The sequence below is a fragment of the Streptococcus sp. HMSC062H02 genome, assembly GCF_001813005.1.
In the GTDB taxonomy this organism is placed as follows: Bacteria; Bacillota; Bacilli; order Lactobacillales; family Streptococcaceae; genus Streptococcus; species Streptococcus oralis_S.
Genome location: NZ_KV811101.1, coordinates 1 through 23,035, shown reverse-complemented (window position 1 = coordinate 23,035; position 23,035 = coordinate 1). Strand labels below are relative to the sequence as shown.

Annotated in this window: 20 protein-coding genes and 1 pseudogene; 19 read left to right on the top strand and 2 right to left on the bottom strand. The window is 42.1% G+C overall.

Annotated features, from left to right (window positions below):
• Window positions 1–84: 84 nt before the first annotated feature.
• The 6 genes from pbp1b (at window position 85) to HMPREF2885_RS03045 (ending at window position 6,773) form a co-directional block, all read left to right on the top strand.
• A complete protein-coding gene (pbp1b, locus tag HMPREF2885_RS03070) occupies window positions 85–2,586 on the top strand; it encodes a penicillin-binding protein PBP1B (RefSeq protein ID WP_070657020.1) in 2,502 nt (833 codons plus the stop codon).
• A gap of 77 nt (window positions 2,587–2,663) precedes the next feature.
• Entirely contained in the window at window positions 2,664–3,575 is a 912-nt protein-coding gene (locus HMPREF2885_RS03065; protein ID WP_070657019.1) for a DMT family transporter, read from the top strand.
• Between the two features lie 84 nt (window positions 3,576–3,659).
• The gene (gene dapD, locus HMPREF2885_RS03060) at window positions 3,660–4,358 is read left to right on the top strand and encodes a 2,3,4,5-tetrahydropyridine-2,6-dicarboxylate N-acetyltransferase (protein ID WP_000127464.1); all 699 of its coding nucleotides are present in this window, start codon (window positions 3,660–3,662) and stop codon (window positions 4,356–4,358) included.
• 69 nt (window positions 4,359–4,427) lie between these two features.
• Window positions 4,428–5,558, top strand: a complete 1,131-nt coding sequence (locus HMPREF2885_RS03055; protein WP_070657018.1) for an N-acetyldiaminopimelate deacetylase — start codon at window positions 4,428–4,430, stop codon at window positions 5,556–5,558.
• 11 nt (window positions 5,559–5,569) lie between these two features.
• Complete coding sequence (locus tag HMPREF2885_RS03050; RefSeq protein ID WP_033585442.1) at window positions 5,570–6,109, top strand: 5-formyltetrahydrofolate cyclo-ligase; 540 nt, start codon at window positions 5,570–5,572, stop codon at window positions 6,107–6,109.
• Window positions 6,093–6,773: a rhomboid family intramembrane serine protease gene (locus HMPREF2885_RS03045; RefSeq protein WP_070657017.1), complete on the top strand. Its 681-nt coding sequence runs from the start codon at window positions 6,093–6,095 to the stop codon at window positions 6,771–6,773. Before HMPREF2885_RS03050 ends, HMPREF2885_RS03045 begins: the two co-directional genes overlap by 17 nt.
• 121 nt (window positions 6,774–6,894) lie before the next feature.
• On the opposite strand, the gene galU is transcribed toward HMPREF2885_RS03045, so the two are convergent.
• Both galU and HMPREF2885_RS03035 read right to left on the bottom strand, forming a co-directional pair.
• Window positions 6,895–7,794: a UTP--glucose-1-phosphate uridylyltransferase GalU gene (gene galU / locus HMPREF2885_RS03040; RefSeq protein ID WP_000811028.1), complete on the bottom strand. Its 900-nt coding sequence runs from the start codon at window positions 7,792–7,794 to the stop codon at window positions 6,895–6,897.
• A 21-nt stretch (window positions 7,795–7,815) separates the two neighbouring features.
• On the bottom strand, window positions 7,816–8,832 hold the full coding sequence (locus HMPREF2885_RS03035; protein ID WP_033585444.1) for an NAD(P)H-dependent glycerol-3-phosphate dehydrogenase: 1,017 nt from the start codon (window positions 8,830–8,832) through the stop codon (window positions 7,816–7,818).
• A 206-nt stretch (window positions 8,833–9,038) separates the two neighbouring features.
• On the opposite strand from HMPREF2885_RS03035, the gene HMPREF2885_RS03030 reads away from it, so the two are divergent.
• From HMPREF2885_RS03030 to HMPREF2885_RS02970, 13 genes and pseudogenes are all read left to right on the top strand, one after another.
• Window positions 9,039–10,745: an ABC transporter ATP-binding protein gene (locus HMPREF2885_RS03030; RefSeq protein ID WP_070657016.1), complete on the top strand. Its 1,707-nt coding sequence runs from the start codon at window positions 9,039–9,041 to the stop codon at window positions 10,743–10,745.
• A 1-nt stretch (window position 10,746) separates the two neighbouring features.
• Window positions 10,747–12,513: an ABC transporter ATP-binding protein gene (locus tag HMPREF2885_RS03025; RefSeq protein WP_070657015.1), complete on the top strand. Its 1,767-nt coding sequence runs from the start codon at window positions 10,747–10,749 to the stop codon at window positions 12,511–12,513.
• Window positions 12,514–12,650: 137 nt separating this feature from the next.
• Complete coding sequence (locus HMPREF2885_RS03020) at window positions 12,651–13,340, top strand: gamma-glutamyl-gamma-aminobutyrate hydrolase family protein (protein WP_049529724.1); 690 nt, start codon at window positions 12,651–12,653, stop codon at window positions 13,338–13,340.
• Window positions 13,341–13,511: 171 nt separating this feature from the next.
• Window positions 13,512–14,861: a glucose-6-phosphate isomerase gene (locus HMPREF2885_RS03015; RefSeq protein ID WP_000018239.1), complete on the top strand. Its 1,350-nt coding sequence runs from the start codon at window positions 13,512–13,514 to the stop codon at window positions 14,859–14,861.
• Window positions 14,862–15,044: 183 nt separating this feature from the next.
• Window positions 15,045–15,845, top strand: coding sequence for an SDR family oxidoreductase (locus tag HMPREF2885_RS03010; RefSeq protein ID WP_001000838.1), 801 nt, complete (start codon window positions 15,045–15,047; stop codon window positions 15,843–15,845).
• 62 nt (window positions 15,846–15,907) lie between these two features.
• The gene (locus HMPREF2885_RS03005; protein ID WP_080976170.1) at window positions 15,908–17,734 is read left to right on the top strand and encodes a BglG family transcription antiterminator; all 1,827 of its coding nucleotides are present in this window, start codon (window positions 15,908–15,910) and stop codon (window positions 17,732–17,734) included.
• Window positions 17,734–18,231 (top strand): transcriptional regulator GutM, encoded by a 498-nt coding sequence (locus HMPREF2885_RS03000; protein WP_002893984.1) that lies wholly within the window; start codon window positions 17,734–17,736, stop codon window positions 18,229–18,231. The genes HMPREF2885_RS03005 and HMPREF2885_RS03000 overlap by 1 nt, the downstream gene beginning before the upstream one ends.
• Window positions 18,228–18,773: a PTS glucitol/sorbitol transporter subunit IIC gene (locus HMPREF2885_RS02995; protein WP_049490108.1), complete on the top strand. Its 546-nt coding sequence runs from the start codon at window positions 18,228–18,230 to the stop codon at window positions 18,771–18,773. Before HMPREF2885_RS03000 ends, HMPREF2885_RS02995 begins: the two co-directional genes overlap by 4 nt.
• Window positions 18,774–18,786: 13 nt before the next feature.
• Window positions 18,787–19,767 (top strand): PTS glucitol/sorbitol transporter subunit IIB, encoded by a 981-nt coding sequence (locus tag HMPREF2885_RS02990; protein ID WP_000120696.1) that lies wholly within the window; start codon window positions 18,787–18,789, stop codon window positions 19,765–19,767.
• 97 nt (window positions 19,768–19,864) lie between these two features.
• Window positions 19,865–20,236, top strand: coding sequence for a PTS glucitol/sorbitol transporter subunit IIA (locus tag HMPREF2885_RS02985; protein ID WP_033585537.1), 372 nt, complete (start codon window positions 19,865–19,867; stop codon window positions 20,234–20,236).
• A gap of 196 nt (window positions 20,237–20,432) precedes the next feature.
• Window positions 20,433–20,909: pseudogene (gene pgi, locus HMPREF2885_RS02980) on the top strand (glucose-6-phosphate isomerase); the annotation flags it as partial.
• Between the two features lie 128 nt (window positions 20,910–21,037).
• Window positions 21,038–22,498: a glutamate--tRNA ligase gene (gene gltX, locus HMPREF2885_RS02975; RefSeq protein ID WP_070657014.1), complete on the top strand. Its 1,461-nt coding sequence runs from the start codon at window positions 21,038–21,040 to the stop codon at window positions 22,496–22,498.
• A gap of 12 nt (window positions 22,499–22,510) precedes the next feature.
• Window positions 22,511–22,945, top strand: a complete 435-nt coding sequence (locus tag HMPREF2885_RS02970) for a cytidine deaminase family protein (RefSeq protein WP_049519151.1) — start codon at window positions 22,511–22,513, stop codon at window positions 22,943–22,945.
• Window positions 22,946–23,035 lie beyond the last annotated feature (90 nt).

Here is a 23,035-nt window from a genome sequence, read left to right as displayed (position 1 = left end):
AATAGCCTAGTGGAATAGGGAAGAAAGTGGCTATTTTATTGAAAGTTTCCCTTTTATGGTATAATAGAGAAAGCGAGGACATTCATGAAAGAAAGAATTAATGAATTAAAAACAAAAATGCTGCATTTTTTCCAGCAGCTAATGCAACGAATTGAAAAATGGAAGAAAAGACTAGCAGAAAAACTGGCTAATAAGAAAACCGGTAAAAAGGGGACCTCTTCTGACAAAGTTGGAAGGGCAGGATCTAATTTTGCTAAGGTTTTGAGTGGGTTTAAAATAGTCTTTAACACTCTCTTTATCTTAGGTTTTATCGGTGGACTGTTTGGCGCTGGTGTAGCTATGGGTTATGGAGTCGCTCTATTTGACAAGGCTCAGGTGCCTCAAGCAGAAGAGTTGGTCAAGCAAGTGAAGGATATTGCCTCTATCTCAGAAATCACTTATTCTGACGGCAGTACCATTGCCTCGATCGAGGGTGATTTGTTGCGCACTTCAGTCGCTTCAGATGCTATCTCAGATAACCTTAAGAAAGCCATTGTTGCGACAGAGGACGAGCATTTCAATGAGCACAAGGGAGTTGTGCCTAAGGCCGTTATTCGTGCGACCTTGGGAACCTTTGTCGGTCTAGGCTCGTCTAGTGGTGGTTCGACCTTGACCCAGCAGGTCATCAAGCAACAAGTAGTGGGGGATGCTCCAACTCTAGCTCGTAAGGCTAAAGAGATTATTGATGCTCTTGCTTTAGAAAGGGCCATGGGTAAGGATGAGATTTTGACAACCTACCTTAACATAGCTCCTTTTGGTCGCAATCATAAAGGCCAAAATATTGCAGGTGCCCAGCAGGCTGCAGAAGGAATCTTTGGTGTCAATGCTTCGGATTTAACGGTCCCTCAAGCTGCCTTTATCGCAGGATTGCCACAGAGTCCAATCAGTTATTCTCCTTATGAATCTGATGGTAGCATGAAGAGTGATGAGGACATGGCTTTGGGAATTAAGCGTGCCAAGGATGTCCTCTACAATATGTACCGAACAGGGGCTCTAAGTCAGGAAGACTACGATAAGTACAAAGATTATGACTTTAAGAAAGACTTCCTACCATCAGGTAGTGTTAGTGGTACTTCGCGTGACTATCTCTACTATGCAACCTTGGCAGAAGCAACTGATCGTATGTATGACTACCTCGTCCAACGAGATAATGTTTCTGCGCAAGAATTAAAGAATGAGTCCATTCAGAAATCCTATCGTGATTTAGCCACTAAGGAAATTGAAAATGGTGGATATAAGATTACGACAACTATCAATAAAAATGTTCATGCTGCGATGCAAAATGCGGTTGCGACCTACGGCTATCTGCTAGATGATTCGACAGGCCAGCCTGAGGTGGGGAATGTCCTCATGGACAACCAAACGGGAGCTATCCTTGGATTTGTTGGTGGCCGTAATTATCAAGAAAATCAGAACAATCACGCTATTGATACCAAGCGTTCTCCTGCTTCGACTACTAAGCCGATATTGGCTTACAGTATTGCCATTGATCAAGGTCTGATGGGAAGTGCAAGTATCTTGTCAAACTATCCTACCAACTTCTCAAACGGGAATCCCATCATGTATGTCAATAGTCCTGGTACGGGCATGATGACATTGGGAGAAGCCCTTAACTACTCATGGAATATCCCAGCCTACTGGACGTATCGTACGCTTCGAGAGAAGGGTGTTGATGTCAAGGGCTATATGGAAAAAATGGGTTATGAAATCCCAGAATATGGCATTGAAAGTTTACCGATGGGTGGGGGGATTGACGTTACAGTTGCCCAGCATACCAACGGGTATCAAACTCTGGCTAACAATGGAGTTTACCATAAGAAACATATGATCGCTAAGATCGAGTCAACGGATGGCCGACTGGTATACGAGCACAAGGATGAGCCTGTCCAAGTTTATTCAAAAGCGACAGCAACCATCATGCAAAGTTTGCTTCGCGATGTTATTTCATCTCGGATTACTTCAAGTTTCCAGACGGATTTGACGACTATCAATCCATCCCTAGCTCGTGCTGACTGGATCGGAAAAACTGGTACGACCAATGAAGATGAAAATATGTGGCTCATGCTTTCTACACCTCGCTTGACTTTGGGTGGCTGGTTAGGTCACGATGACAACCGACCACTAGCCAAAGGAGCAGGCCACTACCGTAATGCCAACTATATGGCCCACTTGGTCAATGCTATCCAACAAGCTGAACCTGGAATATGGGGGAATGAGCGCTTTAATCTGGATCCAAGTGTGACCAAGTCACAAGTTCTCCGATCTACAGGGCAAAAACCGGGCAAGGTTTCCATCAATGGGAAAGAAATAGAAGTTTCTGGATCAACAGTAACGAGCTACTGGGCTACTAAAGAAGGTGCCCCAGTGACCACCTATCGCTTTGCTATTGGAGGAAGCGATGCAGATTATCAGAATGCTTGGAAGAATATTCTAGGAAGTATTCCTGCAGTAACTTCTCCAAGCTCAAGTAGCGGTTCGGGAACAACAAGTTCGAGTGGAAATACTCAGAGTGGCTCTTCAGGACGTTCACGTCTGTTTAATCGCTAAGATAGAGTAGCAGCAAGGTTAGTAATTTCCCCTTGTTGCTACTTTTTTCTTGGTTGGTTTCGTGTTACAATAGGAGTATGAATCATTATCAGAAAAAGATTGTTAAGGGAACACTATACTCGCTACTCTCAGGCCTAATCTGGGGGATCTGTGGGATTTTAGGAGAGTATTTTTTCACTCATTATCCAGTGTCTTCTGGATGGATTACTTCTATGCGTTTACTGGTAGCGGGGAGTTTGGTTTTAGGCTTATCGGCCTTTCAGTTGCGCACTCGATTATTGGATATCTGGCGTAATAAGAAAAATTATCTACCTTTTTTAGCCTATGCTATTCTAGGTATTTTTTCTGTGCAGTTTTTCTTCTATCTCTGCGTTGAGTATTCCAATGCGACGACGGCGACCATTTTGCAATTTATCAGCCCCGTTTTTATTTTGTTTTACAATCGCATTGTCTACCAGAAGAAGGCTTCGATTACAGCGATTCTCTATGTTTTGATTGCCATGCTAGGTGTTTTTTTGATGGCCACAAAAGGGGACTTGTCCCAGTTGTCCATGACACCTTTGGCTCTAGTGACCGGTTTGCTTAGTGCAGTAGGGGTCATGTTTAATGTTATCCTACCCCAGCGTTTTGCACGGCGCTACGGATTTGTTCCGACTGTTGGTTGGGGGATGATTCTGGCAGGGATCTTTAGTAATTTCCTTTACCCTATTTATCGGATAAGTTTTCAAGTGGATCTGGTAAGTGTGCTGATTTGTCTGACGATTGCCGTGTTTGGAACTGCTTTTGCTTTCTTCCTATCTATGAAGGCTGTGTCACTCGTTTCCCCGCTGGTTGTATCGGTTGTGAGTGCTAGCGAACCGCTCTCTTCAGCTTTATTAAGTGTTCTTTTTCTGGGATTGGTCATGGATGGTTTTTTGGCCTTAGCTATGGTGTTGATTATCGTCCCGATGATTTTCTTATCTGTAGAAGAAGCAAAACAAGCCCAGTAAAGATGATTATTTGATAGTTGAGGCTTCAAATTTGAAGCCTTTTTTGGTAGAATAGGTATCATTATAACGAACCAGGAGGCACCTATGACTGCTACAAAAATGAACGCTCAAGAAATTATCCAATTTATCGCTAATGCAGAAAAGAAAACCAGTGTCAAAGTAACCTTTGAAGGACAACTCGCAACTGCTGTACCAAGCTCAGTTGTCAAACTAGGAAATGTTTTATTCGGAGACTGGAAGGACGTCGCTCCGCTTCTCGAAGGTTTGGTAGAAAATCAAGATTATGTTGTCGAGCAAGATGCTCGTAATTCTGCAGTTCCTTTGTTAGATAAACGTGCTATCAACGCTCGTATCGAGCCAGGTGCTATTATACGTGACCAGGTTGAAATTGGTGCCAATGCTGTTATCATGATGGGAGCTGTTATCAATATTGGTGCTGAAATCGGTGCTGGAACCATGATTGACATGGGTGCTATCCTTGGTGGTCGTGCCATCGTTGGAAAAAACAGCCACGTTGGTGCAGGTGCAGTTTTGGCGGGTGTGATTGAGCCGGCTAGTGCTGAACCAGTCCGTGTCGGAGACAATGTTCTTATCGGTGCTAATGCAGTTGTTATCGAAGGGGTGCAAATTGGCAGTGGTTCAGTTGTCGCTGCAGGAGCTATCGTTACCCAAGATGTCCCAGAAAACGTGGTGGTAGCAGGTGTTCCGGCTCGTATCATCAAAGAAATTGATGCCCAAACCCAACAAAAAACAGCGCTTGAGGATGCGCTTCGTACCTTGTAATTGTAAAAGTAAAAAAGAGGCGGAACCCTTTTTCCAGCCTCTTTCTTCTATCAAAAGGAGGATCGATAGATGTTAGATTTGATTCAGACTAGACGAGATTTACACCAGATTCCAGAGATTGGCTTGGAGGAATTCAAGACTCAGGCTTATTTGCTGGATGTGATTGAGAAATTGACTACGGGCAAGGATTTTGTTCAAATTCGTACTTGGCGAACAGGGATTTTGGTCTACCTGCAGGGAAGTCAGCCGGAACGAACCATTGGTTGGCGAACAGATATTGATGGCCTGCCTATCGTCGAACAAACAGGTCTACCTTTCGCTTCTCAGCACCAAGGTCGCATGCATGCTTGTGGCCATGATTTTCATATGACTATTGCCTTAGGCTGTCTCGAGCGTGCTCTTGAGGAGCAACCCAAGAATAATCTGCTCTTCCTATTTCAGCCTGCTGAAGAAAATGAAGCTGGTGGCATGCTCATGTATGAGGATGGTGCTTTTGGGGACTGGCTGCCAGACCAATTTTATGGCCTTCATGTTCGTCCAGATCTAAAGGTTGGACAGATTGCGACCAATACACACACTCTCTTTGCAGGGACCTGTGAGGTGAAGATTCGTTTCAAAGGAAAAGGAGGACATGCAGCTTTTCCGCATGAAGCCAATGACGCCTTGGTGGCTGCTAGTTACTTTGTGACACAGGTACAGTCAGTTGTTAGCCGCAATGTCAATCCAATCGAGGGAGCGGTGGTGACCTTTGGCCTTTTCCAAGCTGGAACAACCAACAATGTCATTACAGACACAGCATTTTTACATGGAACCATTCGCGCCTTGACTCAGGACATGAGCCTCTTGGTACAAAAAAGAGTCAAGACAGTCGCAGAAGGGGTTGCAGCAGCCTTTGATATGGAAGTCGAAGTAGAACTCAAGCAAGGAGGCTACCTACCTGTTGAGAACAATCCAGCCTTGGCGCGTGAACTGATGGACTTTTTTGAAGAGAAAGACGGAATCGAGTTGATTGATATCGAGCCTGCTATGACTGGTGAGGACTTTGGTTATCTCCTTTCGAAGGTAGATGGTGTTATGTTCTGGCTAGGTATCGATAGTCCCTACGCTCTTCATCACCCTCAGATGAGTCCTAAGGAAGAAGCCTTAGCCATTGGGGTAGATGCGGTCTCTAGTTTCTTGAAAAAGAAGGCAGCAGAGTAGAGGAATTATCTATGAAAGCAGAACTACGTAAACAAGTCTTACACGAAATGAAGGCTTTATCTCAGGAGCAAAAACAGGCTATGGATCGAGCTTTAACTGAGCGTTTCTTACAACATCCCTTTTACCAAGAAGCTAAAGTCATCGCAACCTATCTCTCCTTCCCTCATGAATTTCAAACGCAAGAACTAATCAAGCGGATGCTGAAGGACGGCAAAAAGGTTCTGATACCCAAAACCTATCCCAAGGGGCGCATGGAATTTGTGGTATATGATCCGAAGCAGTTGGCAAAAACTTCCTTTGGTTTACTGGAACCGCAAGGAGACTTGGAAGTGGTGGAACCGTCTCAGATTGATTTAATTCATGTTCCTGGTTTGGCTTTTACAACTGAGGGCTATCGGATTGGATATGGTGGAGGATACTACGACCGCTATCTGGAGCATTTTGCTGGGCATACAATGAGTACAATCTATCCTTGTCAAGTTCAGGAGTTTAACTTGGAAAACCATGATATTCCCGTACAGGAGGTGCTAACCTATGAAGGAAATCTTTGATAAACGTTATCCTGTGACTAGCTTCTTCCTCCTAGTAACAGCATTGGTCTTTCACTTGATGTTGGTTCTTACAGGTTTAAATTTTGAACGAGCAGATACCTTACTTCAGTTTGGAGCCATGTATGGACCGATCATTCGTTTGTTTCCCGAGCAGATATGGCGCCTTTTTTCGGCTATATTTGTACATATCGGTTGGGAACATTTCATTGTCAATATGATTTCACTCTACTTTCTTGGACGACAGGTGGAGGAGATTTTCGGTTCTAAGCAATTCTTCTTTCTCTATCTCTTATCAGGAATGATGGGCAATCTCTTTGTTTTTGCTTTCACGCCGAAAGTTGTAGCAGCAGGAGCGTCCACTTCTCTTTACGGACTATTTGCTGCGATTATCGTCTTGCGTTACGCAACTCGCAACCCCTATATCCAGCAGTTGGGGCAATCCTATCTGACACTTTTCGTGATAAATATCATTGGAAGTGTTCTGATTCCAGGAATCAGCCTAGCAGGGCATATTGGCGGTGCAGTAGGCGGTGCCTTTCTAGCAGTCATCTTCCCAGTCAAATGGGAGAGAAGGATGTACAGTACTAGCCAGCGAATCGGAGCAACTGTACTTTTTATCGCACTAGCCATTTTCCTTTGCTATAAGGGAATGAACTATGTGTAGGGGGGAATAGTTAAAAGCGAGCACCGATTCGGTTGCTAATAAGTCATCTGCAAAGATGGCTTTTTTTATTGCAAGCTTCAACAAAAAAACAAAGCCCTTATTTAAGAGCTTTGTTTTTCTTCTATTCCCCCTCAGCTAACTCTTTCCCAAGTTGGATGAGGTAGTCTTTCAAGTCGTCTTTAACTTGTGGGTGTTTGAGAGCGTAGTCGATGGATGTTTTCATAAAGCCAAACTTGTCCCCGACATCGTAACGAGCCCCCTTGAACTCACGAGCAAACACACGTTGTGTTTTATTGAGGGTATCGATTGCATCTGTCAGCTGAATTTCATTTCCTGCACCTGGAGCTTGGTTTTCGAGGATTTGGAAAATTTCAGGAGTGAGGAGGTAGCGTCCGATGATAGCAAGGTCGCTAGGAGCATCCTCTGGCGCAGGTTTTTCAACGAAGGTTTCAACGCTATAAAGGCCGTCTTTTCCTTCGCCTTGTGGAGCAATAACCCCGTAAGCAGAGACTTCGTCGTGAGGGACTGGCATAACAGCGATAGTAGACGCGTGGGTACGCTCGTAGTCATCCATGAGTTGTTTGGTAAGTGGAACAGCCTTTTCGTTCGTGATATCCATCAAGTCATCACCAAGCATAACGACAAAAGGTTCATTTCCGACGAAAGCTTTGGCTTGCAAGACAGCATCTCCGAGACCACGTGGATGTGTTTGACGGATAAAATGCAGGCGCATGCCAGTTGTTTCATCAACTAGCTTCAGAAGATCTGTTTTCCCTTTTTCTTTGAGGTTGTATTCCAATTCGAAGTTTGAGTCGAAGTGGTCCTCGATGGAACGTTTTGACTTACCCGTAACAACCAAGATATCTTCGATACCAGATTTGAGAGCTTCTTCAACGATAAACTGGATAGTGGGCTTGTCTACGATTGGCAACATTTCCTTGGCCAAGGCCTTAGTTGCTGGGAGGAAACGAGTTCCCAATCCAGCGGCAGGGATGACTGCTTTTCTGACTTTTTGTTTCATGATGTTCCTTTCTATAAGGGTCTATGACCATTCGTTTTCTGCTTTAAATTCATTGCTCATGATGTCAGTGATTGCTTCTTTGATATTGACACCTTCGTAGATCACTCGGTAAATAGCCTGTGTGATTGGCATGTAGACACCCAATTCCTGAGCTAGTTCGTAAGCTGCTCGAGTTGTTGAGATTCCTTCGATGACCATGCCCATATTAGCTTCGATGTCTGCGAGGGATTCTCCACGACCGAGAGCATCACCTGCCCTCCAGTTACGAGAGTGGACAGATGTCCCCGTTACAATCAAATCTCCAACTCCAGAAAGACCGCTATAAGTCAGAGGATTAGCTCCCAGAGCGACCCCTAGACGGGTGATTTCAGCCAAGCCACGGGCAATGATAGCCGCCTTGGCATTGTCGCCAAATCCTAGACCATGTAGTGCTCCAGCGCCAACTGCGATAATGTTTTTGAGAGCACCAGCGGTTTCAACTCCGATAACATCCGTATTAGTATAGAGACGGAAGTAGTGATTGCTAAAGAGATTTTGGACGTACTGGGCCGTTTCAAGGTCTTTAGAGGCTGCAGTGATCAAAGTAATATCCCGCACAATAGTTTCCTCAGCATGGCTAGGTCCTGAAACAACGACGACTTCACTACGGAGATCGACTGGAATTTCCTCTTCAAGAATAGTTGATAGACGTTTGTGGCTATCTGGTTCCAATCCTTTGGAGGCATGCATGATGACAACCTTGTGATCAAGCACCTTTGCTACTTGTTGGGCAACCAGTCTCGTTACTTTTGTTGGGACCACAAATAAAACAGCATCCACATCCTTTAGTGTTTCTTCCAAGTCATGATAGGCTTTGATTTTTTCGTCGAGTAGGATATCTTTGAAGTAGCGTTTGTTTGTATGTTGGTTATTGATTTCATCAATTTGGTCAGAAATATTTCCCCAAATTCGAACCTCGTGTCCATTGTCGTTTAGGACCTGCGAAAGGGCAGTTCCCCAAGAACCAGGACCCAAGACAGCGATGGTTTGTTTCTTCATCTTTTCCTCCTTGTAAGAGTTCTTCCTTTCATTTTACCATAAAAAGCCTTTTCATGCATCACCTGTAGATGAAAGCGCACTAATTTATAATAAGGAGACTTCTTTGACAAGATGCCTCTTTTTTGCTAGAATAGCATCAATATGAACGAATGAGAAGGAGCTGACGCAGGATGTCGCTCCCTTTATCTATTTTATTAGGAGGAAATATGCTCATTAAAAAAATAAAAACCTATAAATGGCAGGCCTTGGCATCCTTAATGATGACAGGCTTGATGGTTGCGAGTTCGCTCTTGCAACCGCGCTATTTGCAAGAGGTGTTAGAGGCTTTGCTGGCCGGTCAACATGAGGCTATTTATAGTATTGGTGCATGGCTGATAGGAGTAGCCCTAGTCGGTCTGGTGGCAGGAGGGGTCAATGTGACACTTGCAGCCTATATTGCCCAAGGAGTGTCTTCGGACCTTCGTGAAGACGCTTTTCGCAAGATCCAGACTTTTTCTTATGCTAATATCGAGCAATTCAATGCGGGTAACCTTGTCGTCCGTATGACCAATGATATCAACCAAATTCAGAACGTGGTGATGATGGCTTTTCAAATTCTTTTCCGTCTCCCTCTTCTCTTTATCGGTTCCTTTATTTTGGCGGTTCACACTCTTCCATCACTTTGGTGGGTGATTGTTCTCATGGTGCTCTTGATCTTTGCACTAACTGCTATCATGATGGGGATGATGGGGCCACGATTTGCTAAGTTTCAAACCCTTCTTGAACGGATTAATGCTATCGCCAAAGAAAATTTACGTGGTGTGCGCGTGGTCAAATCCTTTGTACAAGAAAAAGCACAATTTGACAAATTTACCGATGTTTCTGATGAACTTCTCGGCCAAAATCTTTATATCGGTTATGCCTTCTCAGTTATAGAACCCGTTATGATGCTAGTCGGCTATGGAGCGGTCTTCCTCTCTATCTGGTTGGTGGCTGGAATGGCTCAGTCAGATCCGTCTGTAGTGGGCTCGATTGCTTCCTTTATCAACTATCTCAGCCAGATTATCTTTACCATCATCATGGTTGGATTTTTAGGGAATTCTGTCAGTCGTGCCATGATTTCCTTGCGTCGTATCCGCGAAATTCTAGATACCGAGCCAGCGATGACCTTTAAAGATCTCCCAGATGAAGAGTTAGAAGGAAGTCTCTCTTTTGAAAATGTAACCTTCACCTATCCCAATGATGATGAGCCTATGCTGAAGAATGTAACCTTTGAAATTGCGCCTGGTCAGATGGTCGGTGTGGTTGGGGCGACTGGAGCAGGGAAGTCCACTCTAGCTCAGTTAATTCCACGACTTTTTGATCCACAGGAGGGATCTATCAAGATTGGTGGCAAGGATATTCGAGACGTCAGCGAGGGAACCTTGCGTAAAACAGTTTCCATCGTCTTGCAACGTGCTATTCTCTTTAGCGGGACCATTGCAGATAATCTTCGTCAAGGGAAAGGCAATGCCAGCGTGTCAGAAATGGAACGTGCAGCACGGATTGCCCAAGCCAGCGAATTTATCGGACGCATGGAAAACAAATTTGAGAGTCAGGTCGAAGAACGAGGCACCAATTTTTCTGGTGGACAAAAACAACGGATGTCCATTGCCCGTGGGATTGTCAGCAATCCCCGTATCCTGATTTTTGACGATTCGACTTCGGCCTTGGATGCCAAGTCAGAGAGACTCGTGCAGGAAGCTTTAAACAAAGACCTGAAAGGGACAACAACCATTATCATCGCTCAAAAGATCAGTTCAGTCGTCCATGCGGACAAGATTTTGGTCTTGGACCAAGGACGCTTGATTGGAGAAGGAAGGCATGCAGACTTGGTAGCTAACAATGCCGTCTACCGCGAAATCTACGAAACACAAAAGGGAAAGGAGGAATAAAATGAAAACTGTTCGATTTTTCTGGAATTATTTTAAAGTTTACAAGTTCTCCTTTGTCATTGTGGTTCTGATGGTTGCAGTTGCGACGATTGCCCAAGCCCTCTTTCCAGTTTTTTCAGGTCAAGCAGTGACGGAACTCGCTAACCTAGTTCTGGCTTATCAAAATGGAACTTCCGAACTAGCCTGGCAGAGTTTATCAGCTCTGATGCTGAATCTAGCTCTGGTTGTCCTCGCCTTAGTGGTATCCAGTTTGATTTACATGACCTTGATGACCCGTGTGATTGCTGAGTCAACAAATGAGATGCGTAAGGGCCTCTTTGGCAAACTTTCTCGTTTAACGGTTTCTTTCTTTGACCGCCATCAGGATGGTGACATCCTCTCTCGCTTTACGAGTGACTTGGATAACATCCTTCAAGCCTTCAATGAAAGCCTAGTTCAGGTCATGAGCAATATTGCTCTTTACATCGGTTTGATTTTTGTCATGTTTTCAAGAAATGTGACGCTAGCCCTGATAACAGTAGCCAGTACTCCAGTGGCCTTTCTCATGTTGGTCTTCATCGTGAAAATGGCCCGCAAGTACACTAATCTCCAGCAAAAAGAGGTTGGGAAACTAAACGCCTACATGGACGAGAGTATTTCTGGACAGAAAGCTGTTATCGTACAAGGAATTCAAGACGACATCGTAGCAGGCTTTGTGGAGCAAAATGAGCGCGTGCGCAAGGCAACCTTTAAAGGGAGAATGTTCTCAGGCATCCTCTTTCCTGTTATGAATGGGATGAGCTTGGTCAATACGGCCATCGTTATTTTTGCAGGTTCTGCGGTCTTGCTGAACGATCCAAGTATCGAAACAACGACAGCCCTAGGTTTGATCGTCATGTTTACCCAATTTTCTCAGCAGTACTACCAGCCGATTATCCAGGTGGCTGCGAGTTGGGGGAGCCTCCAGTTGGCCTTTACTGGGGCGGATCGTATCCAAGAAATGTTCGATGCAGAAGAAGAGATTCGTCCGCAAAATGCGCCTGCCTTTACGGAATTGCGAGAAGGTGTTGAAATCAGTCACATTGATTTCTCTTATGTGCCAGACAAGCCGATTTTAAAAGATGTTAGCATTTCAGCTCCTAAGGGGCAGATGATAGCAGTTGTAGGCCCGACTGGTTCGGGGAAAACAACCATCATGAACCTCATCAATCGTTTCTACGATGTGGATGCAGGTAGCATTTCTTTTGATGGCAAAGACATTCGTGACTACGACTTGGACAGCCTGCGGAGCAAGGTCGGGATTGTCTTGCAGGATTCGGTCTTGTTTAGTGGAACGATTCGGGATAATATCCGCTTCGGTGTGCCAGATGCTAGTCAGGAGATGGTAGAAGCAGCTGCTAAGGCTACGCATATCCATGAATATATCGAAAGTCTACCAGATAAGTACGATACTCTGATTAATGATGACCAGAGCGTCTTCTCAACCGGTCAGAAGCAGTTGATTTCCATCGCTCGAACCTTAATGACGGATCCCCAGGTCTTAATCTTGGATGAGGCAACATCAAACGTGGATACTGTAACAGAGAGCAAGATTCAAAATGCTATGGAGGCAATTGTGGCAGGAAGAACGAGCTTTGTGATTGCCCATCGCTTGAAAACTATTCTCAATGCCGATCAGATTATTGTCCTTAAGGATGGTGAGGTTATCGAACAAGGAAATCATCACGAATTACTCAAGCTTGGAGGCTTTTACTCCGAACTGTACCATAATCAATTTGTCTTTGAATAAGCAAAAAAGTTGTCCTAATTTTGGGCAACTTTTTCTGATAAAAAAATTTTATCACGGACTTAAAAAATACATATTAGACAGGAGTGGGTAAGGGTGATAAGATAAGATTATCAATGGAGAACGAAAGGAAGTCAGTAATGGTAAGAACAGTTGTTGGAGTAGCGGCAAACCTATGTCCTGTAGACGCAGAAGGAAAAAACATCCACTCATCTGTATCCTGTAAATTTGCTGAAAGTATTCGTCAGGTTGGCGGACTTCCTTTGGTCATTCCGGTTGGTGATGAGACACTTGTCCATGACTATGTAGAAATGATTGATAAGCTCATCTTGACTGGGGGACAAAATGTTCATCCTCAGTTTTATGGTGAGGAAAAAACAATTGATAGCGACGACTATAACCTAGCTCGCGACGAGTTTGAGCTAGCTCTTCTACAAGAAGCCTTGCGTCAGAACAAACCAATCTTAGCCATTTGCCGTGGCGTTCAGCTTGTCAACGTTGCTTTTGGTGGGACACTCAATCAGGATATTGAAGGTCATTGGCAAGGTCTACCTTTTGGGACTTCACATTCTATTGAGACAGTGGATGGCAGTGTAGTGTCTAAATTATTTGGTAAAGAAAGTCAGGTTAACTCAGTACATCGTCAGAGTATTAAAGACTTGGCACCCAATTTCCGCGTGACGGCTGTGGATCCACGTGATCAAACTGTTGAAGCAATCGAATCTATTGATGAGCACCGTATTATTGGTCTCCAGTGGCATCCAGAATTTTTGGTCAATGAAGAAGATGGCAACTTAGAATTATTTGAGTATTTATTGAATGAATTATAACGACTGGAAACCTAGTCGTTTTTTTGTCTTATTTCGTTCAAATTTTAATATTGTAACATTTTTTACGCAAATGTTTAAATTATGATAAAATTTGGAAAAATTCAGTATAAAAACTTGAAAAAATCTAAGGTAAGGGTTATGATAGAAGAGAAGAAATTTTGGAGGAATATTATGTCACATATTAAATTTGATTATTCAAAAGTATTAGATAAATTTGTTGCACCACATGAACTAGATTATATGCAGCCTCAAGTGACTGCAGCAGATTCTGCTCTGCGAAATGGTACAGGTCCTGGGGCAGAAATGACTGGCTGGTTGAACTTACCTGAAGAATATGACAAAGATGAATTTGCTCGTATTCAAAAGGCTGCTGCTAAAATCCAATCTGATAGTGAGGTATTGATCGTAATCGGTATTGGTGGTTCCTATTTAGGAGCTCGTGCAGCTATTGATTTCTTGAATAATTCATTTGTAAACTTGCAAAGAAAGGAAGAACGCAAGGCACCTCAGATCCTCTATGCTGGAAACTCTATCTCTTCAAGCTATTTGGCTGATTTGGTAGACTATGTATCAGACAAAGATTTCTCAGTAAACGTGATTTCTAAATCAGGTACAACAACTGAACCGGCTATTGCTTTCCGTGTCTTCAAAGAACTCTTGGTTAAGAAGTACGGTCAAGAAGAAGCTAACCAACGTATCTACGCAACTACAGACCGCGCTAAAGGTGCAGTTAAGGTTGAAGCAGATGCTAATGGCTGGGATACTTTTGTAGTGCCTGATAGTGTAGGTGGTCGTTTTACAGTATTGACAGCAGTGGGGCTCTTGCCAATCGCAGCTGCAGGAGCTGATATCAGCAAGTTAATGGAAGGAGCAAATGCTGCTCGCAAGGCTTATGCTTCTGATAAGTTGGCTGAAAATGAAGCATATCAATATGCAGTTGTACGCAATATCTTGTACCGTAAAGGTTATCTGACAGAAGTTCTAGCTAACTATGAACCATCTCTGCAATACTTCTCTGAGTGGTGGAAGCAACTGGCTGGTGAGTCAGAAGGGAAAGACCAAAAAGGGATTTATCCAACTTCAGCTAACTTCTCAACAGACTTGCACTCTCTGGGACAATTTATCCAGGAAGGTACCCGTATCCTCTTTGAAACAGTTATCCGTGTAGATAAACCTCGCAAAAATGTGCTGATTCCTGAATTGGCAGAAGACTTGGACGGTCTTGGCTACTTGCAAGGAAAAGATGTTGACTTTGTCAATAAAAAAGCTACAGATGGAGTGCTGTTAGCACACACTGATGGTGGAGTTCCAAATATGTTTGTGACACTGCCTGAGCAAGATGAGTTCACTTTGGGCTACACTATTTACTTCTTTGAGTTGGCTATTGCTCTTTCTGGCTACCTGAATGGTATCAATCCATTTGACCAGCCTGGAGTTGAAGCTTATAAGAAAAACATGTTTGCTCTTCTTGGGAAACCAGGCTTTGAAGAGCTGGGTGCTGAGTTGAATGCACGCCTTTGATTCTCATATGCTTTGAGTTCATTTAGAATATAAAAAGATCCACAAGTTCATTTCTTGTGGATTTTTAGTACAAGCCTCTTAATTAGTTTATTATTTTTTTTAAAAGTGTAAAAAAGAGTGTCTTAATTCTTTTATGAAAGCGCTGTATAATTGCCTTGTAAATAAAATTTGAGAGGTATCAAAATGAATGATTGGTTAAACATAAAAGGCAAAACAGTTCTTGTGACTGGCGCGTCATCTGGGATCGGTAAGGCAATCGTTGAAGAATTGCTGGAATTAGGAGTCAATGTAGCGAATTTTGATCTTAGCGACAACGATTTGCGTCACCCGAATCTATTATTTGTAAAAGTTGATGTAACTTCTCGCTCTGAAGTAGAAGAGGGTGTTGCCAAAATAGTTGAAAGATTTGGCAATATTGATGCGGTAGTCAATAATGCAGGGATTAATGTTCCCAGATTATTAATTGATGCAGAAAATCCTAAAGGTCCTTACGAGTTAGACGATGAAACGTTTGAAAAAGTAACAATGATTAATCAAAAAGGTTTGTATTTGGTTAGTCAGGCAGTAGGACGTATTTTAGTGAAAAATAGAAAAGGTGTAATTGTGAACATGGCTTCAGAAGCAGGTTTGGAAGGTTCTGAAGGACAAAGTGCCTATGCTGCAACAAAAGCAGCAGTCTATAGTTACACTCGTTCATGGGCGAAAGAGCTGGGTAAGCATGGTGTACGTGTGGTTGGAATTGCTCCAGGAATTATGGAAGCTACGGGGCTTCGAACTCTTTCTTATGAGGAAGCTCTTGCTTATACCCGTGGAAAGACGGTAGAAGATATTCGAGCTGGTTATGCTTCAACTTCAACAACTCCTTTGGGACGAAGTGGTAAACTACGGGAAGTAGCTGATCTTGTAGCATTCTATATTTCAGATCGTTCTAGCTATATAACTGGAGTCACTACAAATATTGCTGGAGGGAAAACTCGCGGTTAAAAAAATGAAGGTGAGGAAGAGAGTTGACCTTAGTAAATCGATGGTATAACATTTTAGAAAAAATGGTCTCACAGCCAACTTATTCCTTGGTAGATATGCGCTCAGAACTGGATATTAGCTTGCAAACCTTGCAAAAGAGTATCCAACAATTAAATGATGTTTTGGCTCCTAATATCCAGATTATCGCACAAGATGATCAGTTAATGTTAGAAGTGTATGACTATACAGAGTTGGAAAGGATTTTATCTGGTAGTTTAAAACAGGAGAGTGACTTCAATTCTTCCAGTAAAAGAATTGCCTATTTGCTAAAACGTTTAATTGAGTCAACCTCCCCTCTTCTTATTGACGACTTGGCTGAGGAAGTAGGTGTTAGTAGAAGTACCCTTAATAAGGATTTAAAACAAGTAAAATCTTTGGCAGAGAGTTACTCTATCACTATTTCAGGAAAGCCCAACCGTGGGCTGGAGGTCTTGGGGAGCGAGCTGAATTTGCGCTTGCTCTATATTCACCAAGTGGCTCCTTACTTTGAAGGAAGGACACTCACTGAGGCAACATCTTCTTTTCTGGAGACGCTAGTCCAGGACTATAAAATCCCTAAAGAAACACAGGAACTCCTTCGAAAGACCATTTCAATTATGGTGGAGCGTATTCATACATCTAGAGTGTTGAATTGTCCTATTCCTTACTATAGGAATGATTTAACAGAGACACCTTTAGCTGAGAAATTAATCTATCATATTGAGATGACTTATAAGATTTCTCTCAGTCAGTTTGAGATAGACTTTTTGTGTTTTCCGTTTAATGTCCGTTTTATTGACACTTTAAGCAAGACATCTTATCAATCTGAACAGCTTGCAAATATTTTTCAAGGGATTGTCAAGAAAGTCAAAGAAACAATGTTGGTTCACTTTGATGATGAAGAATTATTTGAAGAAATCAAATCTCATCTAGGCCCCTTAATCAATCGACTGATTTTCCATGTGCAAGCTAATGATATATTTCATGGCGAGGTTCAAACTCAATATCCTTTTGCTTTTGAAATGGCAAAAATAGCTGGAGAAGAACTATCTGCAATTTTTGGTTCTGAAATGGAATTATCTGAAATCGGATATCTGGCTTTGTATTTTGAAATGATTTTAAGAAAGCAAAATTCTGCTGTTAAGGGTTATCGCAAGCAGATAGCTGTAGTTTGCACAACAGGAAGAGGAACTGCTGCGATGATTATTCAGCAACTCAGACGAGTCCTTGGAAATGATGTAGACATTACTCAGTATTCTGAAGAGGATTTTAATGTGGATTTAAATCAGGACTATTTCGCGATTTTTACGACAGTTCCTCTAAAATATAAAGATTCTAAATCTCCAGTCATTCAAGTTAATCATCTTTTTGATGATCAATGGCTGCAGGAAGAATGGCAGAGGGCCAATGCTTTTCATCAAAAAAATCTAGAAACAGTCAGCTTACGTTTTCTTCGGTTGAGCCCCCAAAAAACCTATCAGCAATACTTGCTAAATATGATTTCAGAGTTAGAGAAACTTCAGATGATTGATGAAGGTTTTAGAAATCGGATAATTGATAGGGAGAAAAAGCAATCAACCATTTTTGGTGGAGGAATTGCCTTCCCCCATACAATTAACCAGGGTTATGCAAAGACTATTTTAATGTTTGGAAAACTAGAAGAGCCTTATCAAAAAGGAGATGAATGGATTGAATTTATCTTTCTAGTCGCCATACCCTCAGAAATTGAAAGAAAAATGGAAAGTGAATTGCTGGAATTGTATGACGACATTTTTCGAATTGCAGGAGAGCCTTCTCTAAAAGAAGCATTGAGGGCTGTAGAAACAGAGACAGAGTTTCTATCATTTTCTAAGAGCAAAGGAGTATTTTAATGAATTCGCTAATAATTTTCGCTGTATTTGTCATGGCAGCTTATATATTTCAAATGTTCCTCGGCTGGCAGCAACTCAAAGACTTCAATAAGACCTATACGATGCTCCGAAAACTGGGGCGCGTAGCGATTGGCAGAAAGTCCGGAAGAATAAAATCCGGTACGATTGTCATGTTCGCGGTTGATGAAAACGGTCGGGTTCTTAAAGCTAGCAAAATGCAAGGAGTCACAATCTTAGCGCGTTTTCAAAATATGGACGATTATGTTGGAGAAGACATCCATTATTTTGACAAGTATAATCCTCTTGTGAGAAAAGAAAATAAGTTGATGCAATCAGCCATAGAAGATGCTAGAAAAGTCTATCTTTGGCATGAGGCAGGTATTGAGAAAGAGACAAGTTCATCTGATTCTTTTCTGGGATTCGGCTTTTATGCGAATTACTTACAATTATCTATTAAACAGTTATTTAAAAAAAATAAGAAAAGGAGTTCCTTATGAATCACATTACAAAATTTGCAGAGAGTTTTATGAAACTCTTCCAATTAGGTGGAGAAACCTTTATTAGCTGGATGACAAATATTGTACCTCTTGTCTTGATGCTATTGATTGCAATGAATACCCTTATCGCTTTCTTGGGAGAAGAGAAGGTCAATTCCTTGGCTAAGATTTCTGCCAAAAATCCTGTTAGCCGGTATATGATTTTACCTTTCATTTCAGCTTTTATGCTGGGAAATCCGATGGCAATCAGTATGGGACGTTTCTTACCAGAATATTATAAACCTAGTTTTGTAGCAGCTCAGATGCAGTTTTGCCATACTTCAAATGGTGTATTTCCACATATCAATCCTGGGGAATTATTTGTATGGATGGGAATTGCGACAGGAATTCAAACTTTAGGTTTAAGTCAAATGGACTTAGCCATTCGTTACATGCTTGTTGGGCTTGTCATGAACTTTGTAGGTGGTTGGGTAACCGATTTTACAACTGCTTATGTAGCAAAACAGCAAGGTGTTACCTTGAGTAAAACATTTGATTTATAGAAAGAGTGAAATTATGTCATATAAGAGTATAAAAGTTGTTAAAGGAAATGGCGGTTTCGGAGGACCTTTGGTCATTACACCTAGTGAAGCTAAGCATAAATTCATCTATATTACTGGCGGCGGAGAAAAGCCAGATATTGTAGATAAAATTGCTGATTTGACCGGTATGGAAGCTGTTAATGGGTTTAAAACTTCTATCCCAGATGAGGAAATTGCTTTAGCAATCGTGGATTGTGGCGGTACTCTTCGCTGTGGTATTTATCCTAAAAAGGGAATCCCTACAATAAATATTGTTGCTACAGGGAAAAGTGGGCCTCTAGCTCAATATATAACCGAGGAAATCTATGTGTCAGCAGTTGGCCTTAATCAAATTTCTGCTGCTAATGAAGACGAAAAAGCGACAACTGTGGTAACTGAAAAGCCAACTTACGATACTAGTAAAAAAATTACAGAGCAAAAAGCTGAAACAAGTATTGTAGCACGAATTGGGATGGGGGCTGGTAAGGTCGTTGCAACTTTCAACCAGGCTGCTCGTGAAGCCATCCAAACAATGCTCAATACAATAATTCCTTTCATGGCCTTTGTTTCCTTGCTGATTGGGGTTATTCAAGGATCTGGTGTTGGAAATTGGCTGGCAAAATTAATGGTTCCCCTAGCGGGGAACATCTGGGGACTCGTTTTAATTGGCTTTATCTGTTCCTTACCATTCCTATCTCCTTTGTTAGGTCCCGGAGCTGTTATTAGTCAGATTATTGGAACTTTAATTGGAGTCGAAATCGGAAAAGGGACTATTCCGCCCCAAATGGCTCTGCCAGCTTTATTTGCTATCAACACTCAAAACGGTTGTGATTTCATTCCTGTAGCACTCGGCCTATCTGAAGCCAAGGCTGAAACAGTTGAGGTTGGTGTCCCTTCGGTACTTTATTCACGCTTTCTCAATGGTGTTCCGCGGGTGCTAGTTGCTTGGATAGCTAGTATTGGTCTTTATCAGTAGACCTTTGATAGATGCCTGAAAACAGAGAACTATTATGTTAAACTTATCTATAAGCCTAAGTTTATGACAAATTAGAGAAAGTATGAATAGAAATCAGATGAAGAAAATTTTTGAAACTAAAGTAATTCAAGTAGGGTCTGAAGCTCAGAATATGATTCAAGATGCCAATATGCTCATTTTATTTGGAGAAGAAGCACCAGAAGATTTATCAGAGTATTGTTTTAAGATTGATAACAAAAATCTGCTAGGTTCAATACTAGAAGGTGGCAAGCTGGTGGTAGATAATCAGGAATATTCGATTAGTTCCGTAGGAAATGTAGTAGAAAAAAATTTAACTGGACTGGGACATATCACGATTTCTTTTGATGGTTCAAAAGAGGGGAGCCTTCCTGGTACACTCCATGTTGTAGCAGATCAAGCGGTAGTAATTGATAAAGATTCTACCATTCAGATTTTTGAAACTGCTTAACCATAATAAAATTTCAAATCAAGCAATTTAGAAAAATAAAAGTCTAAAAAATTGATTCAGAGCCTGGACCAAAAGTCCAGGCTTCTGGGTCTAAATTAGAAAAAATAGATGACGCAGTGGTTGATTGGCAAGTCAATCAAACTAGCCAGTCAGTGCAAGGGAATTTCCAGCAGATGCATCCACAAGGGGTGCCTGAACAGAAGGAAAAGACCAAAAAGGGATTTACCCAACTTCAGCTAATTTCTCAACAGACCTACACTCATTGGGTCAATTTATCCAAGAAGGAACTCGTATCATGTTTGAAACAGTTGTCCGTGTTGACAAACCACGTAAGAACGTGATTATCCCTACTTTGGAAGAAGATCTTGATGGACTTGGTTACCTTCAGGGAAAAGACGTTGACTTCGTTAACAAAAAAGCAACTGACGGTGTTCTTCTTGCCCACACTGACGGTGACGTACCAAACATGTACGTAACTCTTCCTGAGCAAGATGCCTTCACTCTTGGATACACTATCTACTTCTTCGAATTGGCTATCGCCCTTTCAGGTTACTTGAATGCCATCAACCCATTTGACCAACCAGGTGTTGAAGCTTACAAACGCAACATGTTTGCCCTTCTTGGAAAACCAGGATTTGAAGAATTGAGCAAAGAGCTTAACGCACGTCTATAATAAAAGAAAAGAGTGGCTTGTCCACTCTTTTTTACTCTCTTTATTCGTAGACATTGGACTCAGGCGAGACTTGTGATATAATATAGAAAGCAAAAAGGCAGACGCCTAGAGACTTTATAGGAGAAACTATGTCAAAAGATATCCGCGTACGCTACGCACCAAGTCCAACAGGACTACTACACATCGGAAATGCCCGTACAGCATTGTTTAACTACCTTTACGCACGCCATCATGGTGGAACTTTTATCATTCGTATCGAAGATACTGACCGTAAACGCCATGTCGAAGATGGGGAACGTTCACAGCTTGAAAATCTTCGCTGGTTGGGGATTGACTGGGATGAAAGTCCAGAAACTCATGAAAACTATCGCCAATCAGAGCGTTTGGAACTCTATCAAAAATACATCGACCAATTGCTAGCCGAAGGAAAAGCCTACAAATCTTACGTTACAGAAGAAGAGTTGGCAGCTGAGCGCGAACGCCAAGAAGCAGCTGGCGAAACACCACGTTACATCAATGAATATCTTGGCATGAGCGAAGAAGAAAAAGCAGCTTACGTCGCAGAACGTGAAGCAGCTGGTATCATCCCAACTGTTCGTTTGGCTGTTAACGAGTCTGGTATCTACAAATGGCATGATATGGTCAAAGGTGATATCGAGTTTGAAGGTGGCAACATCGGTGGTGACTGGGTTATCCAAAAGAAAGATGGTTACCCAACATACAATTTTGCCGTTGTGATCGATGACCACGATATGCAAATCTCTCACGTTATCCGCGGTGATGACCATATTGCTAATACTCCAAAACAACTCATGGTCTATGAAGCGCTTGGTTGGGAAGCACCAGAGTTTGGTCACATGACTTTGATCATCAACTCTGAAACGGGTAAAAAATTGTCTAAACGTGACACCAATACCCTTCAGTTTATAGAAGACTACCGTAAAAAAGGCTATTTGCCAGAAGCAGTCTTTAACTTTATCGCCCTTCTTGGTTGGAATCCAGGTGGCGAAGATGAAATTTTCTCTCGTGAGGAATTGATTAAACTCTTTGATGAAAATCGTCTCAGCAAGTCACCAGCTGCATTTGATCAGAAGAAACTAGACTGGATGAGCAACGACTACATCAAGAAAGCAGAACTTGCTACTATCTTTGAAATGGCTAAACCTTACTTAGAAGAAGCAGGGCGTTTGACTGACAAGTCTGAAAAAATGGTGGAACTATACAAACCACAAATGAAGTCAGTGGATGAAATCGTTCCATTGACAGATCTTTTCTTCTCAGATTTCCCAGAGTTGACAGACGCTGAGCGTGAGGTCATGGCAGGAGAAACCGTTCCGGTTGTTCTAGAAGCCTTCAAAGCGAAACTAGAAGCGATGACAGATGAGGAATTTGTGACAGAAAACATCTTCCCACAAATCAAAGCAGTCCAAAAAGAAACAGGTATTAAAGGGAAAAACCTCTTCATGCCGATTCGTATTGCTGTATCAGGTGAAATGCATGGACCAGAATTACCAGACACCATTTTCTTACTCGGACGTGAAAAGTCAATTCAGCATATCGATAATATGCTGAAAGAGATCTCCAAATAAAAAGGACTTCCGATGGATACATGGGAAAAGATGTATGAAGAAGCACGAACCTTATTCAATCCCCATGAAGTTTCTGACTTTGTTTATGCTAACCATGTTGTTGCTGCGGTAGAAGCAGAAGATGGTCAGATCTTCACAGGATTTTGTATGGAGGGCACTTGTGGCGTTTTTCATCTCTGTGCAGAACGAGCGGCTCTCTTCAATATATATCAATTTTCAGGACAGACCAAAGTTAAGAAAATCCTCGCCTTTCGAGACAAACCTCCCTACGGCGAAGGATCAGGTATGCCCTGTGGCGCTTGCAGAGAATTTCTCTTAGAATTGAATGCTAAAAATAAAGAAGCAGAGTTCATGATGAACTACGAAACAAGAAAAACAATTAAGGTTGCTGAATTAATCCCTTACTTGTGGGGAGAAGAACGTGCGACTAATTGGCAAGATAAATAGAAGGAGTCAGTTTAACTGGCTCTTTTCCCTAATCTTTTCAGAATTTCGGTAAAGAGGAAAAAAGTCCTTGACAAAGGTAAAAAAGTAGGT